This window comes from Bradyrhizobium sp. USDA 4451, assembly GCF_054822585.1.
The window spans coordinates 3,301,426-3,317,331 of record NZ_JBTRCH010000001.1 but is presented as its reverse complement, the minus strand read 5'-3'; the positions used below and the strand labels follow the sequence as shown (position 1 = coordinate 3,317,331).

The window sequence follows — 15,906 nt, the reverse complement described above, 5'->3', positions numbered from 1 at the left end:
TTCCGTCACTTGCGTCAACGCCTGCACTGAAACCTCCCTGTCGCTGCCCTCTGGGGCTTGTTGTGTTGAGGAATTTTCCGCTCAGGCGGTCTTGCGCCGCTCCGTCGCCAGCTGCGCGACGATCTCTTCCTCGAGTTCGCGCACCTTGTCCTTGCCGAAGAAGATCTCGTTCCCGACAAAGAACGTCGGCGAACCGAACGAGCCGCGCGCGACCGCATCGCTGGTGTTGTCGATCAGCTTCTTCTTGACGTCGTCCTGCTGGGCGCGAGCGATGAGGCGATCGATGTCTAGACCCGAGGACAGGAAGGCTTCGCGGAACACCTGCGGGTCGTCCATCTTCTTGGGCTCGACCCACATGTGGTGATAGGCCGCGCGGAAATACCGCTCGAACACGCCCTCGAACTGTGCGGCCACCGCGCCGCGCATCAGCGCCAGTGTGTTCACCGGGAAGAACGGGTTCATAGTGAATTTCGTGATGTTATGGCGGCGCAGGAAGCGCTCGGTCTCGAGGGCGTTGTATTCCGGCTTGTTCTTGATGCCGCGCAGCGACTCGCCGGGCGACATGTTGCCGGTCGCCTTGTAGACGCCGCCGAGCAGCACCGGAACGTAGTCGAACTTCACGCCGGTACGCTTCTCGACGGCGGGCAGCGCGAGTTCGGCGAGATAGGCGTTCGGACTTCCGAAATCGAAGTGGAATTCGACCTTCAGCGGAGCTGCCATGGAACGCCCTTCCCTTCGATTGGCATCGGCCGTCTGCCCCGGCCGGATTGATCGTCGCCCGGACCTTAAGTTCTATTTTAGAACTGTCAATATGATATTTGTCATTCAATAGCCGATCTGGTGCTGTTTGCCGCGCATCCTATTGAGATTGCGTAAGTTCTGTTTTAGAATTTGATTTGCGATGTCGTCGCAGACCGCAGGAGACGCCGATGAAATGGGATGCCCTTGAAGAAGAGCCGTGCTCGCTGGCTCGTACCGTGGCCGTGATCGGCGACCGCTGGAGCCTCTTGATCCTGCGCGAGTGCTTCCTGCGCATCCGCAGGTTCGATGAGTTCCAGGCATCGCTCGGCATCACCCGGCATCTGCTCGCCGACCGGCTGAAGAAGCTGGTACGGTTCGGCGTGCTGCGCAAGATTCCCTATCAGGAGGCGCCGAAGCGCTACGAATACATCCTGACGCAGAAGGGGCTCGACCTCTATCCGATCATCATGTCGATCGTGCACTGGGGCAACATCCACATGGTCGATGCGCGCGGCCGGCCGTTGCTGCACGAACACAAGAGCTGCGGCAAGATGTTCGATCCCGTGATGGTCTGTTCGGAATGCGGCGAGCCGCTGAGCGCGAAGCACGTCCATGTGCACCCGGGCCCCGGCGCCCGGCGGTCGTCGCCGGTGCACGCCAGCGCGCGGGAACGCACCAAGCGCGCCGCTACTTGACCAGCATCGCGCCGGTTTCCGGATGCTGCAACCAGCCGAGCAGCGCGTCGTGGAAGCGCGCCGGGGCCTGGATCTGCGGCGAATGGCCGAGGTCGGGGAATTCGATCAGTTGCGCATGCGGAATCCGCTTTACGGCTTCCTTGCCCAGCACCGGATAATTGCCGAGCGTCTTGCGGATCTCGGGCGGCGCGGTGTCCTTGCCGATCGCGGTGGTGTCCTTGTCGCCGACGAACAGCAGCGTCGGCGGCTTGATCTGCTCGAATTCGTAGAACACCGGCTGGGTCGCGATCATGTCGTAGAGCCGCGCCGAGCTCGATGCCACGGCGGCGCGGCCCTCGCCGCGATACATGCCGGCGAGCATCTGCACCCAGGTCTCGTAGGACGCATCCCAGGTGTCGGCATAGTAAGTCGCGCGCTCATAGGCGCGGATGCTGTCGGCGGTGACGCGGGTCTCGCGCTGCATCCAGCCGTCGAGGCTGAGCCACGGCACGCCCTTGGCCTTCCAGTCTTCCAGCCCGATCGGATCGACCAGCACCAGGCGGTCGGTGGCCTCCGGATACATCAGCGCGTAGCGCATCGCGAGCATGCCGCCGGTCGAATGGCCGACCATGATCGCATGCTCGATGCCGAGCGAGGCCAGCAATGCGCGGCTGTTGCCGGCGAGCTGCTGGAAGGTGAACTGATAGCGTTCCGGCTTAGAGGATTTGCAGAAGCCGATCTGGTCCAGCGCGATCACCCGATAGCCGGCGCCGCTGAGCGCCTTGATGGTGCCGTCCCAGGTCGCGGCACAGAAATTCTTGCCGTGCAGCAGCACCGCGGTCTGGCCGTTTGGCGTCGCCGGCTTGACGTCGAGATAGGCCATGTCGAGCTGCTGGCCCTGCGAGCTGAAGCGGTAATGCTCGACCGGATAGGGATAATCGAAACCCTGCAACTCCGGCCCATAGGCCGGCTCGGCGGCCGATTGCGCCAGCGCGCTGCAAGAACCGAGCGCGACGGTCGCGGCGACGGCAAGAAACAGGGTTTTGAAGTGCATCTCGGAATGTCCAACAATCAGCAGCGGTCTCGTGATGCCGTAGCCGAACGCGTGGACGCCATCCAGCGCCAACAGATGATTTGTTCGTGATCGCGCTGTGAATCAAGCCGGATCGAACGCCCGGATCGGCGGCAGATTGCCGTTGAAACGCTCGACCTCGACCGTCGTCAGCTGGCCGGTGCAGCCCTGCGCGAAAGATGACGTGCCGATGTCGCGCGTCAGCACGTTGGGATTGCCGTGCACGCACAGCGGCGCCTCGTCCTCGGGATCCATCGGGTCGTACCAGGCGCCGGTCGGCAGCTGCACCACGCCCGGCGCGATGCCGTCGGTGACATGCACCGCGGCAAGGCAGGCGCCGCGCGAATTGAAGATGCGGATGATGTCGCCGTCGGCAATGCCGCGCGGCTTGGCGTCGCGCGGGTTCATGCGCGCGACCTCGCGGCCGCGATGCTTGGCGTCGAGCGAGTGGCCGCCGAAATCGAGCTGGCTGTGCAGGCGCGTCACCGGCTGGTTGGCGACCAGGAAGCATGGCGCGCCCGGCGTCGGCGTGTCTGATTTCGCGAGCCAGACCGGATGACCCGGACAATCCGCATCGCCATGGTCAGCGATCTTCTGCGAGAAGATCTCGATCCGCCCGCTCGGCGTCGGCAACGGCCGCGCCACCGGATCTTCGCGGAAACGCCGCAGCGAGCCGCCGTCGTCAGGCTGTTGCGGCACCACCAGGCTGCCCCGCGCCCAGAATTCATCAAAGCTCGGCGCCTCGAGCCCGCGCGCGGCGAGCGCCTTGCGCGTCGGCTCGTAGAGATGTTCCAGCCACTCGCGCGACGTGCGCCCCTCGGTGAAGGGCTCGCGGGCCCCGAGCCGCTCGGCGAGATCGGCGAAGATCTCGTAGTCGTCGCGCGCGAGCCCGAACGGCTCGGCGATCCGGTGCATCGCGACCATCAGGGGATCGTTGGTCGAATAGCCGATGTCCTCGCGCTCCAGCGTCATGGTGGAGGGCAGCACGATGTCGGCGTGGCGCGCGGTGGCGGTCCAGGCCAGCTCATGCACGACAAGCGTGTCGAGCCGCGCAAACGCCTTGCGCAGGCGGTTGAGGTCCTGGTGATGGTGGAACGGATTGCCGCCGGCCCAGTAGACCAGCCGGATCTCCGGATAGGTCCGCGTCTCGCCATTGTAGCGATAGGCGGTGCCGGGATTGAGCAGCATGTCGGCGATACGCGCCACCGGAATGAAATCGGCGACGCCGTTGCGGCCCTGCCCCAGCGTCGGTCCCGGCACTGCATTGACTCGGCGCCCGTAATAGCCGATCGCGCCGAGCGAATAGGCGTAGCCGCCGCCGGGCAGACCGATCTGGCCGAGCGCTGCCGCCAGCACCATGCCCATCCACACCGGCTGCTCGCCATGCTCGGCGCGCTGCAACGAATGCGACACGGTGATCAGCGCGCGCCGCCCGGCGAGCCGCCGCGCCAGTGCCGTGATGGTGCCGGCATCGATGCCGCAGATCGAAGCGGCCCAATCGGCGCTCTTGGGCACCCCATCGCTCTCGCCGGTGAGATAGCGCAGGAACACCGGCCAGCCCTCGGTGTAGCGATCGAGGAAGGCCTGATCGTGCAGGCCTTCGCTGACCAAAGTGTGGACGATGCCGAGCATCAGCGCGGTGTCGGTACCGGGCACAGCCGTCAGCCATTCGGCGCCGGCCTCGACGGGGAGATCGTCGCGCAGCGGGCTGACCAGCACGAACTGGCAGCCGCGCCGGTGCGCCGCTTCCATCGCGCCGCGCTCGACATGCTTGCTGATCGAGCCGCCGGCCACCATCGAGTTCTTCAGCGCCATGCCGCCGAACGCCAGCACGATGTCGGTCTCTGAGGCGATCTGCTCCCAGGTGACGTTGCGCTTGGTGATGTCCTCATAGCCGGTGAGGATCTGCGGCAGCAGCACCGACGACGCGCCGGAAGAATAACTGTTCACCGAACGCACATAGCCGCCCATCGCGATGTTGAGGAAGCGATGCACCTGGCTCTGCGCGTGATGGAAGCGGCCCGCGCTCGACCAGCCATAGGAGCCGCCGAACACCGCGCCGGGGCCGATCGTGTCGCGGATCCGCGCCAGTTCGCCGCCGAGCAGATCGAGGGCCTTGTCCCAGCTGACCGAGACGAATTCGTCGCGGCCGCGGCGGTCGTCGGGCCCGGGGCCGCGCTCCAGCCAGCCGCGGCGGATCGCAGGCTTCGCGATGCGGGCCTGATGGCGCAGCGCGCCCGGGAAATTGTTGATGATGCCGTTCGGATCGGGATCGCCGCCATAGGGCCGCACCTCGAGACCGGCCTTACCCAAACGCGCCGAGAACACGCCCCAATGCGAGGTGTGCGGCTTGAAGCCATCGGACAGATCGAGGGCTGGATCGGGGAAGCCAATGGTCTCAGACATTCAGCAGCGTCCTTCGAAAGCGGGCAGCGAGCCCCATCATCAAGATGTCGCCAGTATAACGATCCGCACCCCGATGTCTTTGGATTCAGGGTCGGGATTCAGGGTTGCTGAAAACGCAGGCCCCCCGCGACCGCGCCGATCGCACCGTGCCCATCAAATATGGAGGAACAACCCCATGCAAAGGAGCAGGCGGCCGCCGGCGCCTCAACAAGGACTTGACACGTCGGGCAACTCAGGGGCACACTTCCAATATTCCGAAATCGTGCACACGCGCGTCGTCCCGCCCCAGGCAGGGCGCGTCGGCGTGCGATTGCGGCCGACAATCCTCACACACCACTGCAACCGCACCGCCCTGCCGCGGCGAACGAACGCCGCTGCGTGGCCACAACCGCGCGCGGGCCGCGCGCCTGCCAGGAGATCTCGACATGGAATCCGCTTTGGACACCGCTCCCGACCTCACACCGGCACCGGCGATCGCCGCATCCGGCCCGACCCAGGCTGCCGCCGTGCCGCGGCTGCAATTCTCGCCGCAGGGCTTCGCCATTGACCATCCTGATCCCGTGCTCGGCGAACAGCTGATGGCGAACGCACTCGGCGCCCCCGACCGCGACGCGATGGAGGGCCTCCTCAGGCAATTGGTCAAGGCCAGCGTGCGCCGCGGGAAAGCCGACAAGGTCAACGTTGCTTTCATGCTCTCGATGGTGAAGAGCATCGGCCCGCGGGATTCCGTCGAGGCCATGCTGGTGGCGCAGATGGTGTCGGTCCATGTGATGGCGATGCGCTGCGCCAATCAGCTCGCCTATGCCGAGGACCTCGCCCAGCACGACAGCGCGGCGCGCGCACTTAGCCGGCTGACCCGCACCTTTCCCGCCCAGATCGAGGCGCTGAACCGCTACCGCAGCCAGGGCGAGCCCGCCATCAGGGTGCAGAACGTGAAGGTGACGGACGGCGGCAACGCGGTTCTCGGCAACGTCACCCAGCATGCGAACGTGATCGTGTCCGACAAGACGCCGGCCTGCGCGGCGGGACAAGCACCGAAGGCCGCGCGCGCCAGCCGACGGCGCGAAGCCGCAGATAGCACGCAGGACGCACCGGCATGAGCAATCGCGCCCAAGATATCGGCCCGATGCTGGCGAGCCCGCGCTGCGGCGCCAAAACCCGCTCCGGCGGCGCGTGCCGCGCGCCGGCGGTGCACGGCAAGAGGCGCTGCCGCATGCACGGGGGCGCCAAGGGATCCGGCGCGCCCAGGGCGAACAAGAATGCGCGGAAGCATGGCTTTTTCGGCGGGGATGCGATCGCGGAGCGGAGGGAGATGCGGGCGTTGTTGGGGGAGGCGCGGAGGATGTTGGAGGGGATGAAGTGATTACTTCTCGCAAGCGACACACCTCGGCCGCCCATGAAGTCCCTTCTGCACCTGTCTCCACATTGCCGTGTGTCGCATCGAACAATCGCCTCGGAAGGAGCTCTCATTTGTTGAGCTTACTTGTCAGGAGTTCGCACGCCTGGAGCGTTACTAACCGTCCTCAATTCAATTCTAGATTTTTTTAGAGACTTACCGATCGACTTGACCGCGCTTCAGGTTCGCTTGGTTACTTGCGCCGAGTTTGCTTAGTAGCTTCGGTTGTCCCGCGAACTGCCCTCTGCGACTTCTTACCTTTCGGTGATCTAATTTGCGGTCTCCCCGCCTTCGCCTTCATCTGAGCTAGTGTGCGCTCCAAAATCTGATCGATATGGATCACGGTGTCTTTGCCGTTATCAATACCCTTACATTACTTACATTACGGTGACAGTGCATTAAACACCCAACTTAAGTGCACTGTCACCGAAACAAATTGTGCGTTGGACTGTCATCATCAACAAACATCGATTGCGCAGGCCGGTTCCTGCGGCGATCGGACATCGGCCGCGACAAGGTGATCCGGGCTAGGAACGTTGAATGATCCACGCTGTTCTCGCTTTCAGTGAACCCAGCGGAGGAAGAGATGGCACAGACAGCTCGCGACATTTTCGTCGTCGGTTTGAGGAACGCTCACGCGATGGAGATCCAGGCGCGTGAATTGATGGAACGTCAATCGGGGCGGCTGGACGATTATCCAGAGGTGAAGCAAAAACTTGCCGATCACCTCCAGGAGACAAAAGTACAACTGAGCCGGTTGGAGGAGTGCCTGGAAAAATGCGGGGAAACGACTTCAACGCTCAAGGATGCGACGCAGTCCGTCGCGGCAAACGCCATGGCGATGGCTCATTCGATGGCGGGTGACGAGATCCTGAAGAACACGTTCGCTAATAACGCGTTCGAGCATTTCGAGATCGCCGCCTACAAGTCCCTTTTGGCGCTTTGCCCCGCGGCCGGCATGGAAGCCGCGCGCGCTCCGCTCGAGGCGTCCCTTCGCGAGGAGGAGCGCATGGCTGCCTGGGTCGACGCCAATGTCGCAAAGGTCACGATGGACTATGTGGCGCACGAGCAGGCTGCCTAGCAAGCAGCCCGTTGCGCGCAGCGATGTGAGCTGAGGTACCGTCTCCAGCCTCGCTTCATTCATCTGGCTCGAAGCCCTGCGGCAAACGAGGCAGACCCTCATCATCCGGCTGGTTGCAGGCCGGACAGGGCACGCCGGCACCGCCGCAGATGCAGGCGTGCGGGCCGGTCCAGGGCTGGTCCTGATGGTTCTCGCACACCCATCCTGTGTCATCGCAAAAGATGCAGCGAGGCTTGCTCATAGGTCTTCTCGCACGCCTCGAAAGAATGGATGCCGTACCTTTCCCTCGCCGGATTTGGCGCGGTACTCGATCTCGGCCAGCACCTTCGGCTCGACCCATATGCCCTTGTGCCTGATGCGCTTGGCGTAGGGCTGCGTCTTGCGGATCAGCGGAGTGAGGCGCTTGCGCAAATCAGCGACCGAAGCCTTGTCAAAGCCGTGGTCGACCTTGCCCGCGTAGATCAGTTCATCGCCCTGTCGCCTCCCGAGATAGATGCCGTCCCATTCGTTGCCGTCCAGTGCAAATCCCGCGATTGTCAGGGTCTCGCGCTGGGCGCAGGTTTTCTTGACCCAGTCGCGGCTGCGCGTGCCCGTCGGATAGACGCTGTCCGTGACCTTCGAGACTACGCCCTCATAGCCGAGCTTGCAGGCATGGGCGAACATCTCGCGGCCGTCGACCTCGAAGCTTTCGCTGAACTGGACTTCCGTGCCAGCGATGAGCTTCTTCAGCACGGCCTTGCGCACTTTCAACGGCAATTTTCGCAGATCGCGGCCGTTGAGATAGAGCAGATCGAAGGCAATCAGCACGATCCGGGTCGAGTGGCCGCGAAGTTCGTTCTGCAGCACTGAAAAATCGGTGGTGCCGTTTGGCGAAGGTACCACGATTTCACCATCGATGATCGCGGAGGCCGCGGAGATATGCCAGGCATCGTCGGCGATCTTCTTGAATCGCTTGGTCCAGTCATTGCCCCGCCGGGTGTAGACCCTCACCTCTTCATTGGCGAGATGAGCTTGGACGCGATAGCCGTCGAACTTGATCTCGTGAATCCAGCGGGCGCCGCTCGGCACCTTGTCGATCGGCGTCGCCAGCGCCGGCGCAATGAAGCCGGGAAAACGCGCCTTGGTCCCGATCGGCTCGGGCTTCCTCCGCTGAAACGCCACGACGCAACTCACAAACAATGATTGATTCAAACTGTCATTACGGTGACAGTGCTTTCAACTTAAGTGCACTGTCACCGAAACCCTAAATCCTGTCGACAATCGCTAGCGCGCGCTCAAAATGATCGAGCAGGATTTCATTGCCCCTCGCGCTTGCGCTCCTCAATTGCGAGATGCCATTTGATGAATTCGGCTCGCTCCCTCGTCAGTTTCTGGGCGACATCGCCATTCCTGAGAAGAGCAGGCCCCTTCCGCTCCCGGTCATAGACCATCCAGCCAGAGGTTCCCATCCGAACGAGGAACCTGGCTTGCACAACGTAATTCACGGGCGCCCCCAATAGACAGATGCAACCCGTCAGTTGGTCATCCGCCGGCGGCGGCGTCATTTCACTATGTGAATCGTAGTATCGATTTGAGCGAACGCTACGAGATGCAGAAGATCGGCAAATCCACCGCGTCGGTGCAGAAGGCTGTCGAGAAGGTCGGCAACAGCCGCAAGCGCGTTGAACGGCGGCTTGGCTCCGGGGCAACGAAGAGGGCGTGACATTAGCGGTTTTGCGCTCGGCCACCTGCAAAGCCAAGCAGGCGGCACGATAGGAACGATCCCAGGCCGCCGGGAACATCCGGCAATCGTGGATGCGTTTTCCGGCCCCCAAGTGGGCGCTCCACGTTCAGTCCCGACGTTCCTCCCCGGAACGCTGGGACTTATTCCTGGTCGGGGACTAACAAAAATCGGCAGCATGGAGCCATGCAACGCGCCCGACTGCTCGTATCCGCCGAGTTCGATAGGGTGACGCATGCGGACCAATTACGCGTGGATTCGCAGGAGGCGCTGTTGATCGCAGCGTCTGACGACCAAAGTGTTGACTCAGACCCCAGCGGTTTTCCCCGATCTGGGGTCTTTTTCTTTGGCGCGCATGCCATCGCATTCCGGTGCGGGCTTGACCAAGCGCAGGCGGTTCCATGCTGTGTGTCCCCAGGACGACAGGCCGGGAAAAAAGCGGAAAATTCAGTGACAAACTGATGTGGGTTAATGATGAGCCCTGCCCCACGGAGCAGGCTGATTTCCCCCAAAGAGCGAGGAATGAGCCATGCAGGGAAGCACCCGCATCCAAAGAGAGTTGCAGTTCTGGCTGACCATGCTGCTGAGCCTGTCGCCGCTGTGGATCGCGGCCGGTCTTTTGCTCTTCCTGAGCCATTGAGGCCTCAAGCGGCCGACAAACGGTCTTCGCTGTCAACGGCGCGCATCACGCAAGCAAGGGGACAAGTATGATGCAAGCAATTGCATCAGGCACTAATTGAGTGCACGCTCACTGCAATTCCGGGTTGCAGCTTTACTTTCATTTTTTGCGGGGGTGGCGAACTATGCGATGGGTGGTCGGTACCGTGCTTCTGTTGTTCGCCGCAACGCAGGCCCATGCCATCGAAGGCACGCTGCAGGAATCGTTCAGTTGTCCCGACAGAAGCTGCACGACGGTTTGCTACGCCGCGAGCGGCGCGCCCAAGACCACCGTCACCTCGTATTCGAGACTGGACGTCTACCAGCAGTCGGCGTCATCGCCGAACAAGACCTGGCTGCAAAGCGACGGCAAGCCGCACTTCATCATGTTGGGGGACACGGACAGTTGCACCTTCGACGGAGACGGGCTGCCGATTGTCCCGCCATCGATCCCGCCGACCCACCTCGACCCGCCACCCCCGCCTCCCGGCGGCAGCACCATTTGCATCTGCATTCCGGGACATCCCTGTCAGCCGCTCGGCTGTTCGCCCGGGCATTGACCGGGCAATCGTGGTGACAGCAATTGCGGCGCACTTCCGCGCCGCAGATCGCGAAGACCACCGAAATCACGCCGCGCATGTTGACCCCGATCGCTTGGTGTCGATTGAGCCTGGCCTTGCGAACCAGAGCCGTGTCGAAGAACCGCTCGTCGAGATTAGCGAAATCCATCCCGTGCTTGTCGAGATTGGCGAGCCGCTTCGGTTCGTCCCAACCGGCGTCTAGCGGGTAGCCTGCGTGAGCGCAGCGACATGACGAACCATTCCCGGATGTCGCGGAGCCTGTCATCGGGCGCGCGTTCGCGCGACCCGTTGGCTCATCCGGGCTACGCTTGCTCCGTTCTGAAAATGCCGTTCAATGGAAGCATTCGCAAAGTCTCGCACCTGACGCGGCTGCCCGCCGCAGGCGCCGCCTGCCAAACGCCGAAAAGGTGAGCGCGCCCCCATGGACAACCCAAGGTTCCACGTGATCATATGCCACCGTTGAGCCGCCGGGCGCAGTCTGCCGTATTGAGCCGCGATTGATTTTGAAACCTTGGCGTTGACATCAGATTGGTAGAACGTCGTGCCGCAGTGGTCGAACAAGGACCTCATCGTCTATCACGGGACGGACAGCCAGTCGGTCAGGGCGTCGGGCATCACGTCCGGAAGCTCTTTGCCCCTCACGATCAATCTGGCGCTTTGCCGCCCGCGCACGGACTTTGGCCAGGGGTTTTACGTGACCACGTCCCTGCACCAGGCCGAGCAATGGGCGAACCGCCGCGCGATGGGCATCAATTTGAGCGTGTCTCCTCCGAGCCCGCCGGCTGTCGCTGTCATTATTCAATTTACGTTGAGCCGGGACGACCTCGCGGCGCTCGAAAGCCTGTCTTTTGTCCTGGAGACGCCGGACTTTTGGGCGCTCGTGTCAGACTGCCGGATCGGCTTTCCACCCCATCAAAGGGTGGGAGCATCGGCGGCCTACGACGTGGTCTACGGCCCGGTAACCCTTTGGCCACAGCTCCTGGTGATCAAGGATTGCGACCAGATCAGCTTTCATACCACGAAGGCGACCGCCGTCCTGAAGCGGCCGATCGTTTTCAAGAAAGCAAATGACAGTGACCCTAAGCGGACTTTGTTCTAGGATGGATTGACTGGACGAGCTTGAGGTACCTTATGGCATCAGGCGAAAGAACTCCCAGGTCCGCTGCGACACGCGCCGACCTCTCTCCTCAGTTCATGGCGGACTACTGGAGCTTCGTCGAAGTGTGCCTCCATAAGGTCTTTCACCAATCGGAGCATGACGCCCACCAAGCCGTGCAGAACATGCGGAAGCGTGTCGAAGAGCTTCCCGATAATGGGGACCTCTTCGTCTATCACGACTCGCCGCTTCAAACCGCTGCCGTCCTGGCTGGTGCGTCTCTTCGTGAATTGTCCGAGGAAGAGCTTCTTGCCTACGACTCGCTTGTGAACGGCCAAAATCCCGACCGCCCAACCCGCGACCAGGTCCTGGACGTGTATCGTGGCGCCGGCCTGAGACCGAAGGCCGGCTGATCTGCGCCAACTTGTAGTGCCTCGTTTTCCAATGCTTCGCCCGGCCTCTCGGCCACTCACCAGGGGGCGCACGCCCACCGGTAAGGGGCGCAGGGTCTGGAACTACTCGGATTTGAACAACATCGGCAGGGGATGTTGATGAGGGGATGCTGATGGACGCGTCGCTTCGCTCGCCCTGTCGGGCCACATGCAAATGCGATGACGGCAAGTAGCCCGCATGAGCGCACGCGATATGCGGGACGGATTTCCCCGGGTGTCGCTTCGCTCACTCGGGCTGCGGAACGCCGAAGCGCGATGGCGTTGGGTTTGAACCGATCGGCTCACCCCTTCGCCACGCTCGCATCGATCAGGAGCTTCGCCACCGCGAGCGCCGACTGCGCCGGCCCCTGCTCCGACTGCTGGCCGGTGACGTAGATGCCTTCGATCAGCAGCAGCAGGGCATCGCCGAGCACCGCGGGGTGGCGCGCGCCCATGCCGGACGCGAGCTCGCGCAGGCGCTTGCGGAACAGCTTCTTGTGCGCTTCGGCGACCTGCCGTGCTGGATTGTCGCGCGACGGATATTCCACGGTGGCGTTGGTCAGGCCGCAGCCGCGATAGCCCTCGCGCACGGCGCGCGTCGACAGCACGCGGATATAGGCCAGCACGTGCTCGCGCGGATCAGCGTAGGATTTTCCGCCGGGCTTCTCGAAATTCTCCCAGAAGTTGGCTTCGTAGTCGCGCATATAGGCGGCGGCGAGATCGTCCTTGGAGGCGAAGCTGCGGTACAGGCTCGGCTTGGTGACGCCGGCCCGCTCCACCACCTCGTCGACGCCGACCGCGCGGATGCCCTCGCGGTAGAACAGCTCGGCCGCGGAGGCGCGGATCCGGTCGGCGGCTTTGGCCGGACGCTCCGCGGCTGGCTCGACGGCTTTCTTCATGACGGCTCCTCCCGGATTTTTCCACGCGGTCCGCTTGACAATGTTACTGACCGGTACGTATACACGGCGTATCGCAATACGTACCGGTAAGTAACATGCCAAGCACCCCGCTTCAAGCCGCCCCTGTGTCGAGACGCCCGTTCGGGCAGAATTACGCCTTCGTCGTCGTCGCCGTGATCTTCCTGGCGCTGCTCGCCTCCGCCGGCCTGCGCGCGACGCCGGGCGTGCTGATGCTGCCGCTGCAACAGGCGTTCGGCTGGGACGTCGGCGTGATCTCGTCGTCGGCCGCGGTCGGCATCTTCCTCTACGGCCTCGCCGGCCCGTTCGCCGCCGCGGTGATGCAGCGCTTCGGCATCCGCCGCACGGTGCTGGGCGCGCTCATGCTGATGGCGGCCTCGACCGGCGCGAGCTATTTCATGACCGCGCCGTGGCAATTGTTCCTGAGCTGGGGGCTGCTGTCGGGCATCGGCTCGGGCGCGGTCGCCAACGTGCTCGGCGCCACCATCGTCAATCGCTGGTTCACCAGCAATCGCGGCCTCGTCATGGGGCTTTTGACCGCGTCGACCGCGACCGGCACGCTGATCTTCATGCCGGGCCTCGCGGCGCTGGTGGCGTGGGGCGGCTGGAAGCCGGTGGTGCTGACGGTCGCCGCATGCTGCGCGGCGCTGATCCCGCTGGTGTATGTTCTGGTGCCCGAGCGGCCCGCATCGGTCGGCCTGCGCTCGTTCGGCAGCCGGCACGACGATCAGCCTGCGCCGCCGGCGGCCGGCAATCCGTTCGTCGCCGCGCTCAGCAATCTGGTGCGCGCCGCCAGGACGCGGGCGTTCTGGTTCCTGTTCGCCACCTTCTTCATCTGCGGCTTCACCACCAACGGCCTGGTCGGCACCCATCTGATCGCGTTCTGCGGCGACCATGGCATCGTCGAGGTGCAGGCCGCGAGCCTGCTCGCCTTGATGGGATTCTTCGACCTGTTCGGCACCACGCTGTCGGGCTGGCTCACCGACCGCTTCGATCCGCGCAAATTGCTGTTCCTGTATTACGGGCTGCGCGGCCTGTCGCTGATCTACCTGCCCTACTCGGACTTCTCGCTTGCGAGCCTGTCGGTGTTCGCGGTGTTCTACGGTCTCGACTGGATCGCGACCGTGCCGCCGACCGTGCGCATCGCCAACGAAGCGTTCGGCGACAAGAACGCGCCGCTGGTGTTCGGCTGGGTGGTCGCCGGCCATCAGCTCGGCGCCGCCTGCGCCGCGTTCTTCGCCGGCTTCATGCGCTCCACGCAGGGCGATTACCTGCAGGCCTTCATGATCGCAGGACTGACCGGCATCATCGCCGCCGTACTGTCGTTGATGATCACGCGGCGGCCGGCGCAACCGGTGCTCGCCGCGGCGTGAGGCCGCGGACGACGTGCGATCAGGCAGCACGCATGAGCTCACGCGACATGCGGGGACGGACCGTTCCCCGGATGTCGCTTCGCTCTTGCTCAGCTCTTTGTTTGAGCATGATCTTTTCGGAAAACCGCTTCGCACTTTTCCGGATCATGCGCGAGGGCGCGCGGCTCGACCAGCAGGCCCTGTCGTTCGTAACGGCCGCGCGTTCGGCTGAAGCGCACGACGAGGCATATCGGGCGCTGCTCGCCTTGACGCGCCGGGTGAGCTTTGCGTCGCCGGCCGGCAGGAATTCGAGATCGTCGAGGCCAACGCAACGCGGGCACGCCGGGCCGGGATTCTCCATCATCAGGAGATCGCCGGTGCCGCCGCAGCGATGACATCGCCACTCCTCGTTCAAGGGCTGGATGACCACCAGTTCCGGGGCGCGGCTGGCCTTTTGCTCCAGACGCGCGCGCTTCGTTTCAGAGAGCTCGGACCAGACCCAATGGGTTCGGTATGACGCCTCGACCGCGGGATGTCCGCTGCGGCTGAAGCGCAACGGGCGGCGCTGCGGCGTGCGATCGACATACGCCGTCTCTCCCGCGGACAATCCCCTGGCGGCCGCCCAGGCCTGGAGCAGCTGCATGGCTTGCGCGATGCGCGACGGATCGAGCTGGATCGCCTCCTCCAGGCAATCGATCTGCCCGCGCCGCCAGCGCTCGACCGCGCCGGGATCAAGCCAGCCGATCCCGACCAGAATATCGACGGGGCTGACAAGCTGCTCGGCGGCAAGCGCCGCTTCCGCCGCCCTCGCGACACGATCGGCGCGGGAACCCGATTCTTCCGGCTCATTGCAATTCTCGGCACACCAATCGACGCAGGATCCGGGCCGCCCGTCTCGACCGGGCGGATCGGTTCGCCGATGATGGAGATCGCGGTATCGCGAATCAAGCCGCAGCGGTAACGATACGAAAGGCTGGCGGCCCAATTCGAGAGAGTTTCATGGCCCTTCCCCTCGCCCAACAGCAGTCGCGCTTCGCCCCGGGCGGCGAGATGCCTTCGACGTCCGAGGACCTCCTCGCCCGCTACCTGCAGCTGCGGGACATCTCCAAGGACCTTCACGAGGAGGCTCTCAAATCCCTGTCCGGCGACGCGCTGCTCAATCAGGCCCGCAGGCTCGGATTGGCGCGGGGAAAGACGCTGCTGCTCGAAGACATCGACGAAATGTACTATGTCTACGACCTTGCGATCTACACCGCCCCGCGGGGTCGTTCGCGGGCGATCGACCGCTACGCCAAGTCGGCGAGGTTCGAGGCGCAGTCGGACCAAGGGTTGATGCTGGATGCCATGCGAAGGTCGCAGTTCGCGATCCTGCTGATCGAGCAGCGCCACGATGCGATAGGCGTGATCGCCACCGACATCCTCCGCAACACGAAAGTGTGGCTGCTCGACATCGGGATCGAGAGTTCGATGGAAGATGGAGAATTGTTTGCCACGAGGCTGCTCACGCCCGGGCCGTTCTCGATGACCGCCGGCGTCCTGGTCCCGTTCGAGATCGGAATGCTCAAGCCGGTCTCCATGCTGCTGCCGCGGCGCATCGGCGATGGCAATCCGGGCCGGGCAGCGGACGACAGGCGCTTTGCCGAAGCCGTCTACAAGATAGCGCTCGCGGGCGGCGTCATGGATAAAGTGGTCTATTTCGATCCTGGCAATCAGGATCTTGGCGACGAGGCCTGACCCCGGATCGAACGCATTCGCGGCCATCTTGCCAAAGCCGGCACGGTC

17 protein-coding genes and 1 pseudogene are annotated in these 15,906 nt (G+C 63.6%); 11 read left to right on the top strand and 7 right to left on the bottom strand.

The annotated features are described in order from the left end of the window. Window positions 1–81: 81 nt before the first annotated feature. On the bottom strand, window positions 82–720 hold the full coding sequence (locus tag ACVMB0_RS15415; protein ID WP_456750045.1) for a 2-hydroxychromene-2-carboxylate isomerase: 639 nt from the start codon (window positions 718–720) through the stop codon (window positions 82–84). A 209-nt stretch (window positions 721–929) separates the two neighbouring features. Between ACVMB0_RS15415 and ACVMB0_RS15410 the strand changes: the two genes are divergently transcribed. Continuing rightward, the gene (locus ACVMB0_RS15410) at window positions 930–1,436 is read left to right on the top strand and encodes a winged helix-turn-helix transcriptional regulator (RefSeq protein ID WP_456750046.1); all 507 of its coding nucleotides are present in this window, start codon (window positions 930–932) and stop codon (window positions 1,434–1,436) included. Here ACVMB0_RS15410 and ACVMB0_RS15405 read toward each other — a convergent pair. Next, a complete protein-coding gene (locus tag ACVMB0_RS15405; protein ID WP_456750047.1) occupies window positions 1,429–2,469 on the bottom strand; it encodes an alpha/beta fold hydrolase in 1,041 nt (346 codons plus the stop codon). The two genes, ACVMB0_RS15410 and ACVMB0_RS15405, sit on opposite strands and share 8 nt — an antisense overlap. Before the next feature lie 102 nt (window positions 2,470–2,571). Then, the gene (locus ACVMB0_RS15400; RefSeq protein WP_461346801.1) at window positions 2,572–4,893 is read right to left on the bottom strand and encodes a molybdopterin guanine dinucleotide-containing S/N-oxide reductase; all 2,322 of its coding nucleotides are present in this window, start codon (window positions 4,891–4,893) and stop codon (window positions 2,572–2,574) included. Window positions 4,894–5,318: 425 nt separating this feature from the next. Between ACVMB0_RS15400 and ACVMB0_RS15395 the strand changes: the two genes are divergently transcribed. From ACVMB0_RS15395 to ACVMB0_RS15385, 3 genes are all read left to right on the top strand, one after another. Then, window positions 5,319–5,993, top strand: coding sequence for a hypothetical protein (locus ACVMB0_RS15395; protein WP_461346800.1), 675 nt, complete (start codon window positions 5,319–5,321; stop codon window positions 5,991–5,993). Beyond that, window positions 5,990–6,256 (top strand): HGGxSTG domain-containing protein, encoded by a 267-nt coding sequence (locus tag ACVMB0_RS15390; RefSeq protein ID WP_461346799.1) that lies wholly within the window; start codon window positions 5,990–5,992, stop codon window positions 6,254–6,256. The genes ACVMB0_RS15395 and ACVMB0_RS15390 overlap by 4 nt, the downstream gene beginning before the upstream one ends. Before the next feature lie 619 nt (window positions 6,257–6,875). Beyond that, window positions 6,876–7,370 carry a ferritin-like domain-containing protein gene (locus tag ACVMB0_RS15385; protein WP_456750051.1) on the top strand — a complete coding sequence of 165 codons (495 nt, stop codon included), beginning with the start codon at window positions 6,876–6,878 and terminating at the stop codon, window positions 7,368–7,370. 237 nt (window positions 7,371–7,607) lie between these two features. Here the strand turns inward: ACVMB0_RS15385 and ligD are convergent, their stop codons facing one another. Further along, a complete protein-coding gene (gene ligD, locus ACVMB0_RS15380) occupies window positions 7,608–8,531 on the bottom strand; it encodes a non-homologous end-joining DNA ligase (RefSeq protein WP_461346798.1) in 924 nt (307 codons plus the stop codon). Between the two features lie 391 nt (window positions 8,532–8,922). Between ligD and ACVMB0_RS15375 the strand changes: the two genes are divergently transcribed. Together ACVMB0_RS15375 and ACVMB0_RS15370 are read left to right on the top strand one after the other, a co-directional pair. Further along, window positions 8,923–9,072, top strand: a complete 150-nt coding sequence (locus ACVMB0_RS15375; protein ID WP_461346797.1) for a DUF3606 domain-containing protein — start codon at window positions 8,923–8,925, stop codon at window positions 9,070–9,072. Between the two features lie 842 nt (window positions 9,073–9,914). Continuing rightward, window positions 9,915–10,307 (top strand): hypothetical protein, encoded by a 393-nt coding sequence (locus ACVMB0_RS15370; protein ID WP_461349794.1) that lies wholly within the window; start codon window positions 9,915–9,917, stop codon window positions 10,305–10,307. An 88-nt stretch (window positions 10,308–10,395) separates the two neighbouring features. On the opposite strand, the pseudogene ACVMB0_RS15365 reads toward ACVMB0_RS15370, so the two are convergent. Continuing rightward, window positions 10,396–10,476 (bottom strand): annotated as a pseudogene (locus tag ACVMB0_RS15365) (hypothetical protein); the annotation flags it as partial. A gap of 393 nt (window positions 10,477–10,869) precedes the next feature. Here ACVMB0_RS15365 and ACVMB0_RS15360 point away from each other — a divergent pair. Both ACVMB0_RS15360 and ACVMB0_RS15355 read left to right on the top strand, forming a co-directional pair. After that, a complete protein-coding gene (locus ACVMB0_RS15360) occupies window positions 10,870–11,427 on the top strand; it encodes a DUF3990 domain-containing protein (RefSeq protein WP_461346796.1) in 558 nt (185 codons plus the stop codon). A 32-nt stretch (window positions 11,428–11,459) separates the two neighbouring features. Continuing rightward, complete coding sequence (locus ACVMB0_RS15355; protein WP_461346795.1) at window positions 11,460–11,837, top strand: hypothetical protein; 378 nt, start codon at window positions 11,460–11,462, stop codon at window positions 11,835–11,837. 320 nt (window positions 11,838–12,157) lie between these two features. Here the strand turns inward: ACVMB0_RS15355 and ACVMB0_RS15350 are convergent, their stop codons facing one another. Beyond that, entirely contained in the window at window positions 12,158–12,754 is a 597-nt protein-coding gene (locus tag ACVMB0_RS15350) for a TetR/AcrR family transcriptional regulator (protein WP_461346794.1), read from the bottom strand. A 95-nt stretch (window positions 12,755–12,849) separates the two neighbouring features. Between ACVMB0_RS15350 and ACVMB0_RS15345 the strand changes: the two genes are divergently transcribed. Further along, window positions 12,850–14,145, top strand: a complete 1,296-nt coding sequence (locus ACVMB0_RS15345; RefSeq protein ID WP_461346793.1) for an MFS transporter — start codon at window positions 12,850–12,852, stop codon at window positions 14,143–14,145. Window positions 14,146–14,164: 19 nt separating this feature from the next. On the opposite strand, the gene ACVMB0_RS15340 is transcribed toward ACVMB0_RS15345, so the two are convergent. Continuing rightward, complete coding sequence (locus ACVMB0_RS15340; RefSeq protein ID WP_461346792.1) at window positions 14,165–14,767, bottom strand: PHD finger domain-containing protein; 603 nt, start codon at window positions 14,765–14,767, stop codon at window positions 14,165–14,167. 3 nt (window positions 14,768–14,770) lie between these two features. Between ACVMB0_RS15340 and ACVMB0_RS15335 the strand changes: the two genes are divergently transcribed. Both ACVMB0_RS15335 and ACVMB0_RS15330 read left to right on the top strand, forming a co-directional pair. After that, complete coding sequence (locus tag ACVMB0_RS15335; RefSeq protein WP_461346791.1) at window positions 14,771–15,085, top strand: hypothetical protein; 315 nt, start codon at window positions 14,771–14,773, stop codon at window positions 15,083–15,085. A 38-nt stretch (window positions 15,086–15,123) separates the two neighbouring features. Beyond that, window positions 15,124–15,858 (top strand): hypothetical protein, encoded by a 735-nt coding sequence (locus tag ACVMB0_RS15330; protein WP_461346790.1) that lies wholly within the window; start codon window positions 15,124–15,126, stop codon window positions 15,856–15,858. Window positions 15,859–15,906: the final 48 nt, after the last annotated feature.

Coding starts and splice junctions, on each gene's coding strand:
- ACVMB0_RS15415 (WP_456750045.1), bottom strand. CDS start 720: ATGGCAGCTCCGCTGAAGGTCGAATTCCACTTCGATTTCGGAAGTCCG.
- ACVMB0_RS15410 (WP_456750046.1), top strand. CDS start 930: ATGAAATGGGATGCCCTTGAAGAAGAGCCGTGCTCGCTGGCTCGTACC.
- ACVMB0_RS15405 (WP_456750047.1), bottom strand. CDS start 2,469: ATGCACTTCAAAACCCTGTTTCTTGCCGTCGCCGCGACCGTCGCGCTC.
- ACVMB0_RS15400 (WP_461346801.1), bottom strand. CDS start 4,893: ATGTCTGAGACCATTGGCTTCCCCGATCCAGCCCTCGATCTGTCCGAT.
- ACVMB0_RS15395 (WP_461346800.1), top strand. CDS start 5,319: ATGGAATCCGCTTTGGACACCGCTCCCGACCTCACACCGGCACCGGCG.
- ACVMB0_RS15390 (WP_461346799.1), top strand. CDS start 5,990: ATGAGCAATCGCGCCCAAGATATCGGCCCGATGCTGGCGAGCCCGCGC.
- ACVMB0_RS15385 (WP_456750051.1), top strand. CDS start 6,876: ATGGCACAGACAGCTCGCGACATTTTCGTCGTCGGTTTGAGGAACGCT.
- ACVMB0_RS15355 (WP_461346795.1), top strand. CDS start 11,460: ATGGCATCAGGCGAAAGAACTCCCAGGTCCGCTGCGACACGCGCCGAC.
- ACVMB0_RS15350 (WP_461346794.1), bottom strand. CDS start 12,754: ATGAAGAAAGCCGTCGAGCCAGCCGCGGAGCGTCCGGCCAAAGCCGCC.
- ACVMB0_RS15345 (WP_461346793.1), top strand. CDS start 12,850: ATGCCAAGCACCCCGCTTCAAGCCGCCCCTGTGTCGAGACGCCCGTTC.
- ACVMB0_RS15340 (WP_461346792.1), bottom strand. CDS start 14,767: ATGCAGCTGCTCCAGGCCTGGGCGGCCGCCAGGGGATTGTCCGCGGGA.
- ACVMB0_RS15330 (WP_461346790.1), top strand. CDS start 15,124: ATGGCCCTTCCCCTCGCCCAACAGCAGTCGCGCTTCGCCCCGGGCGGC.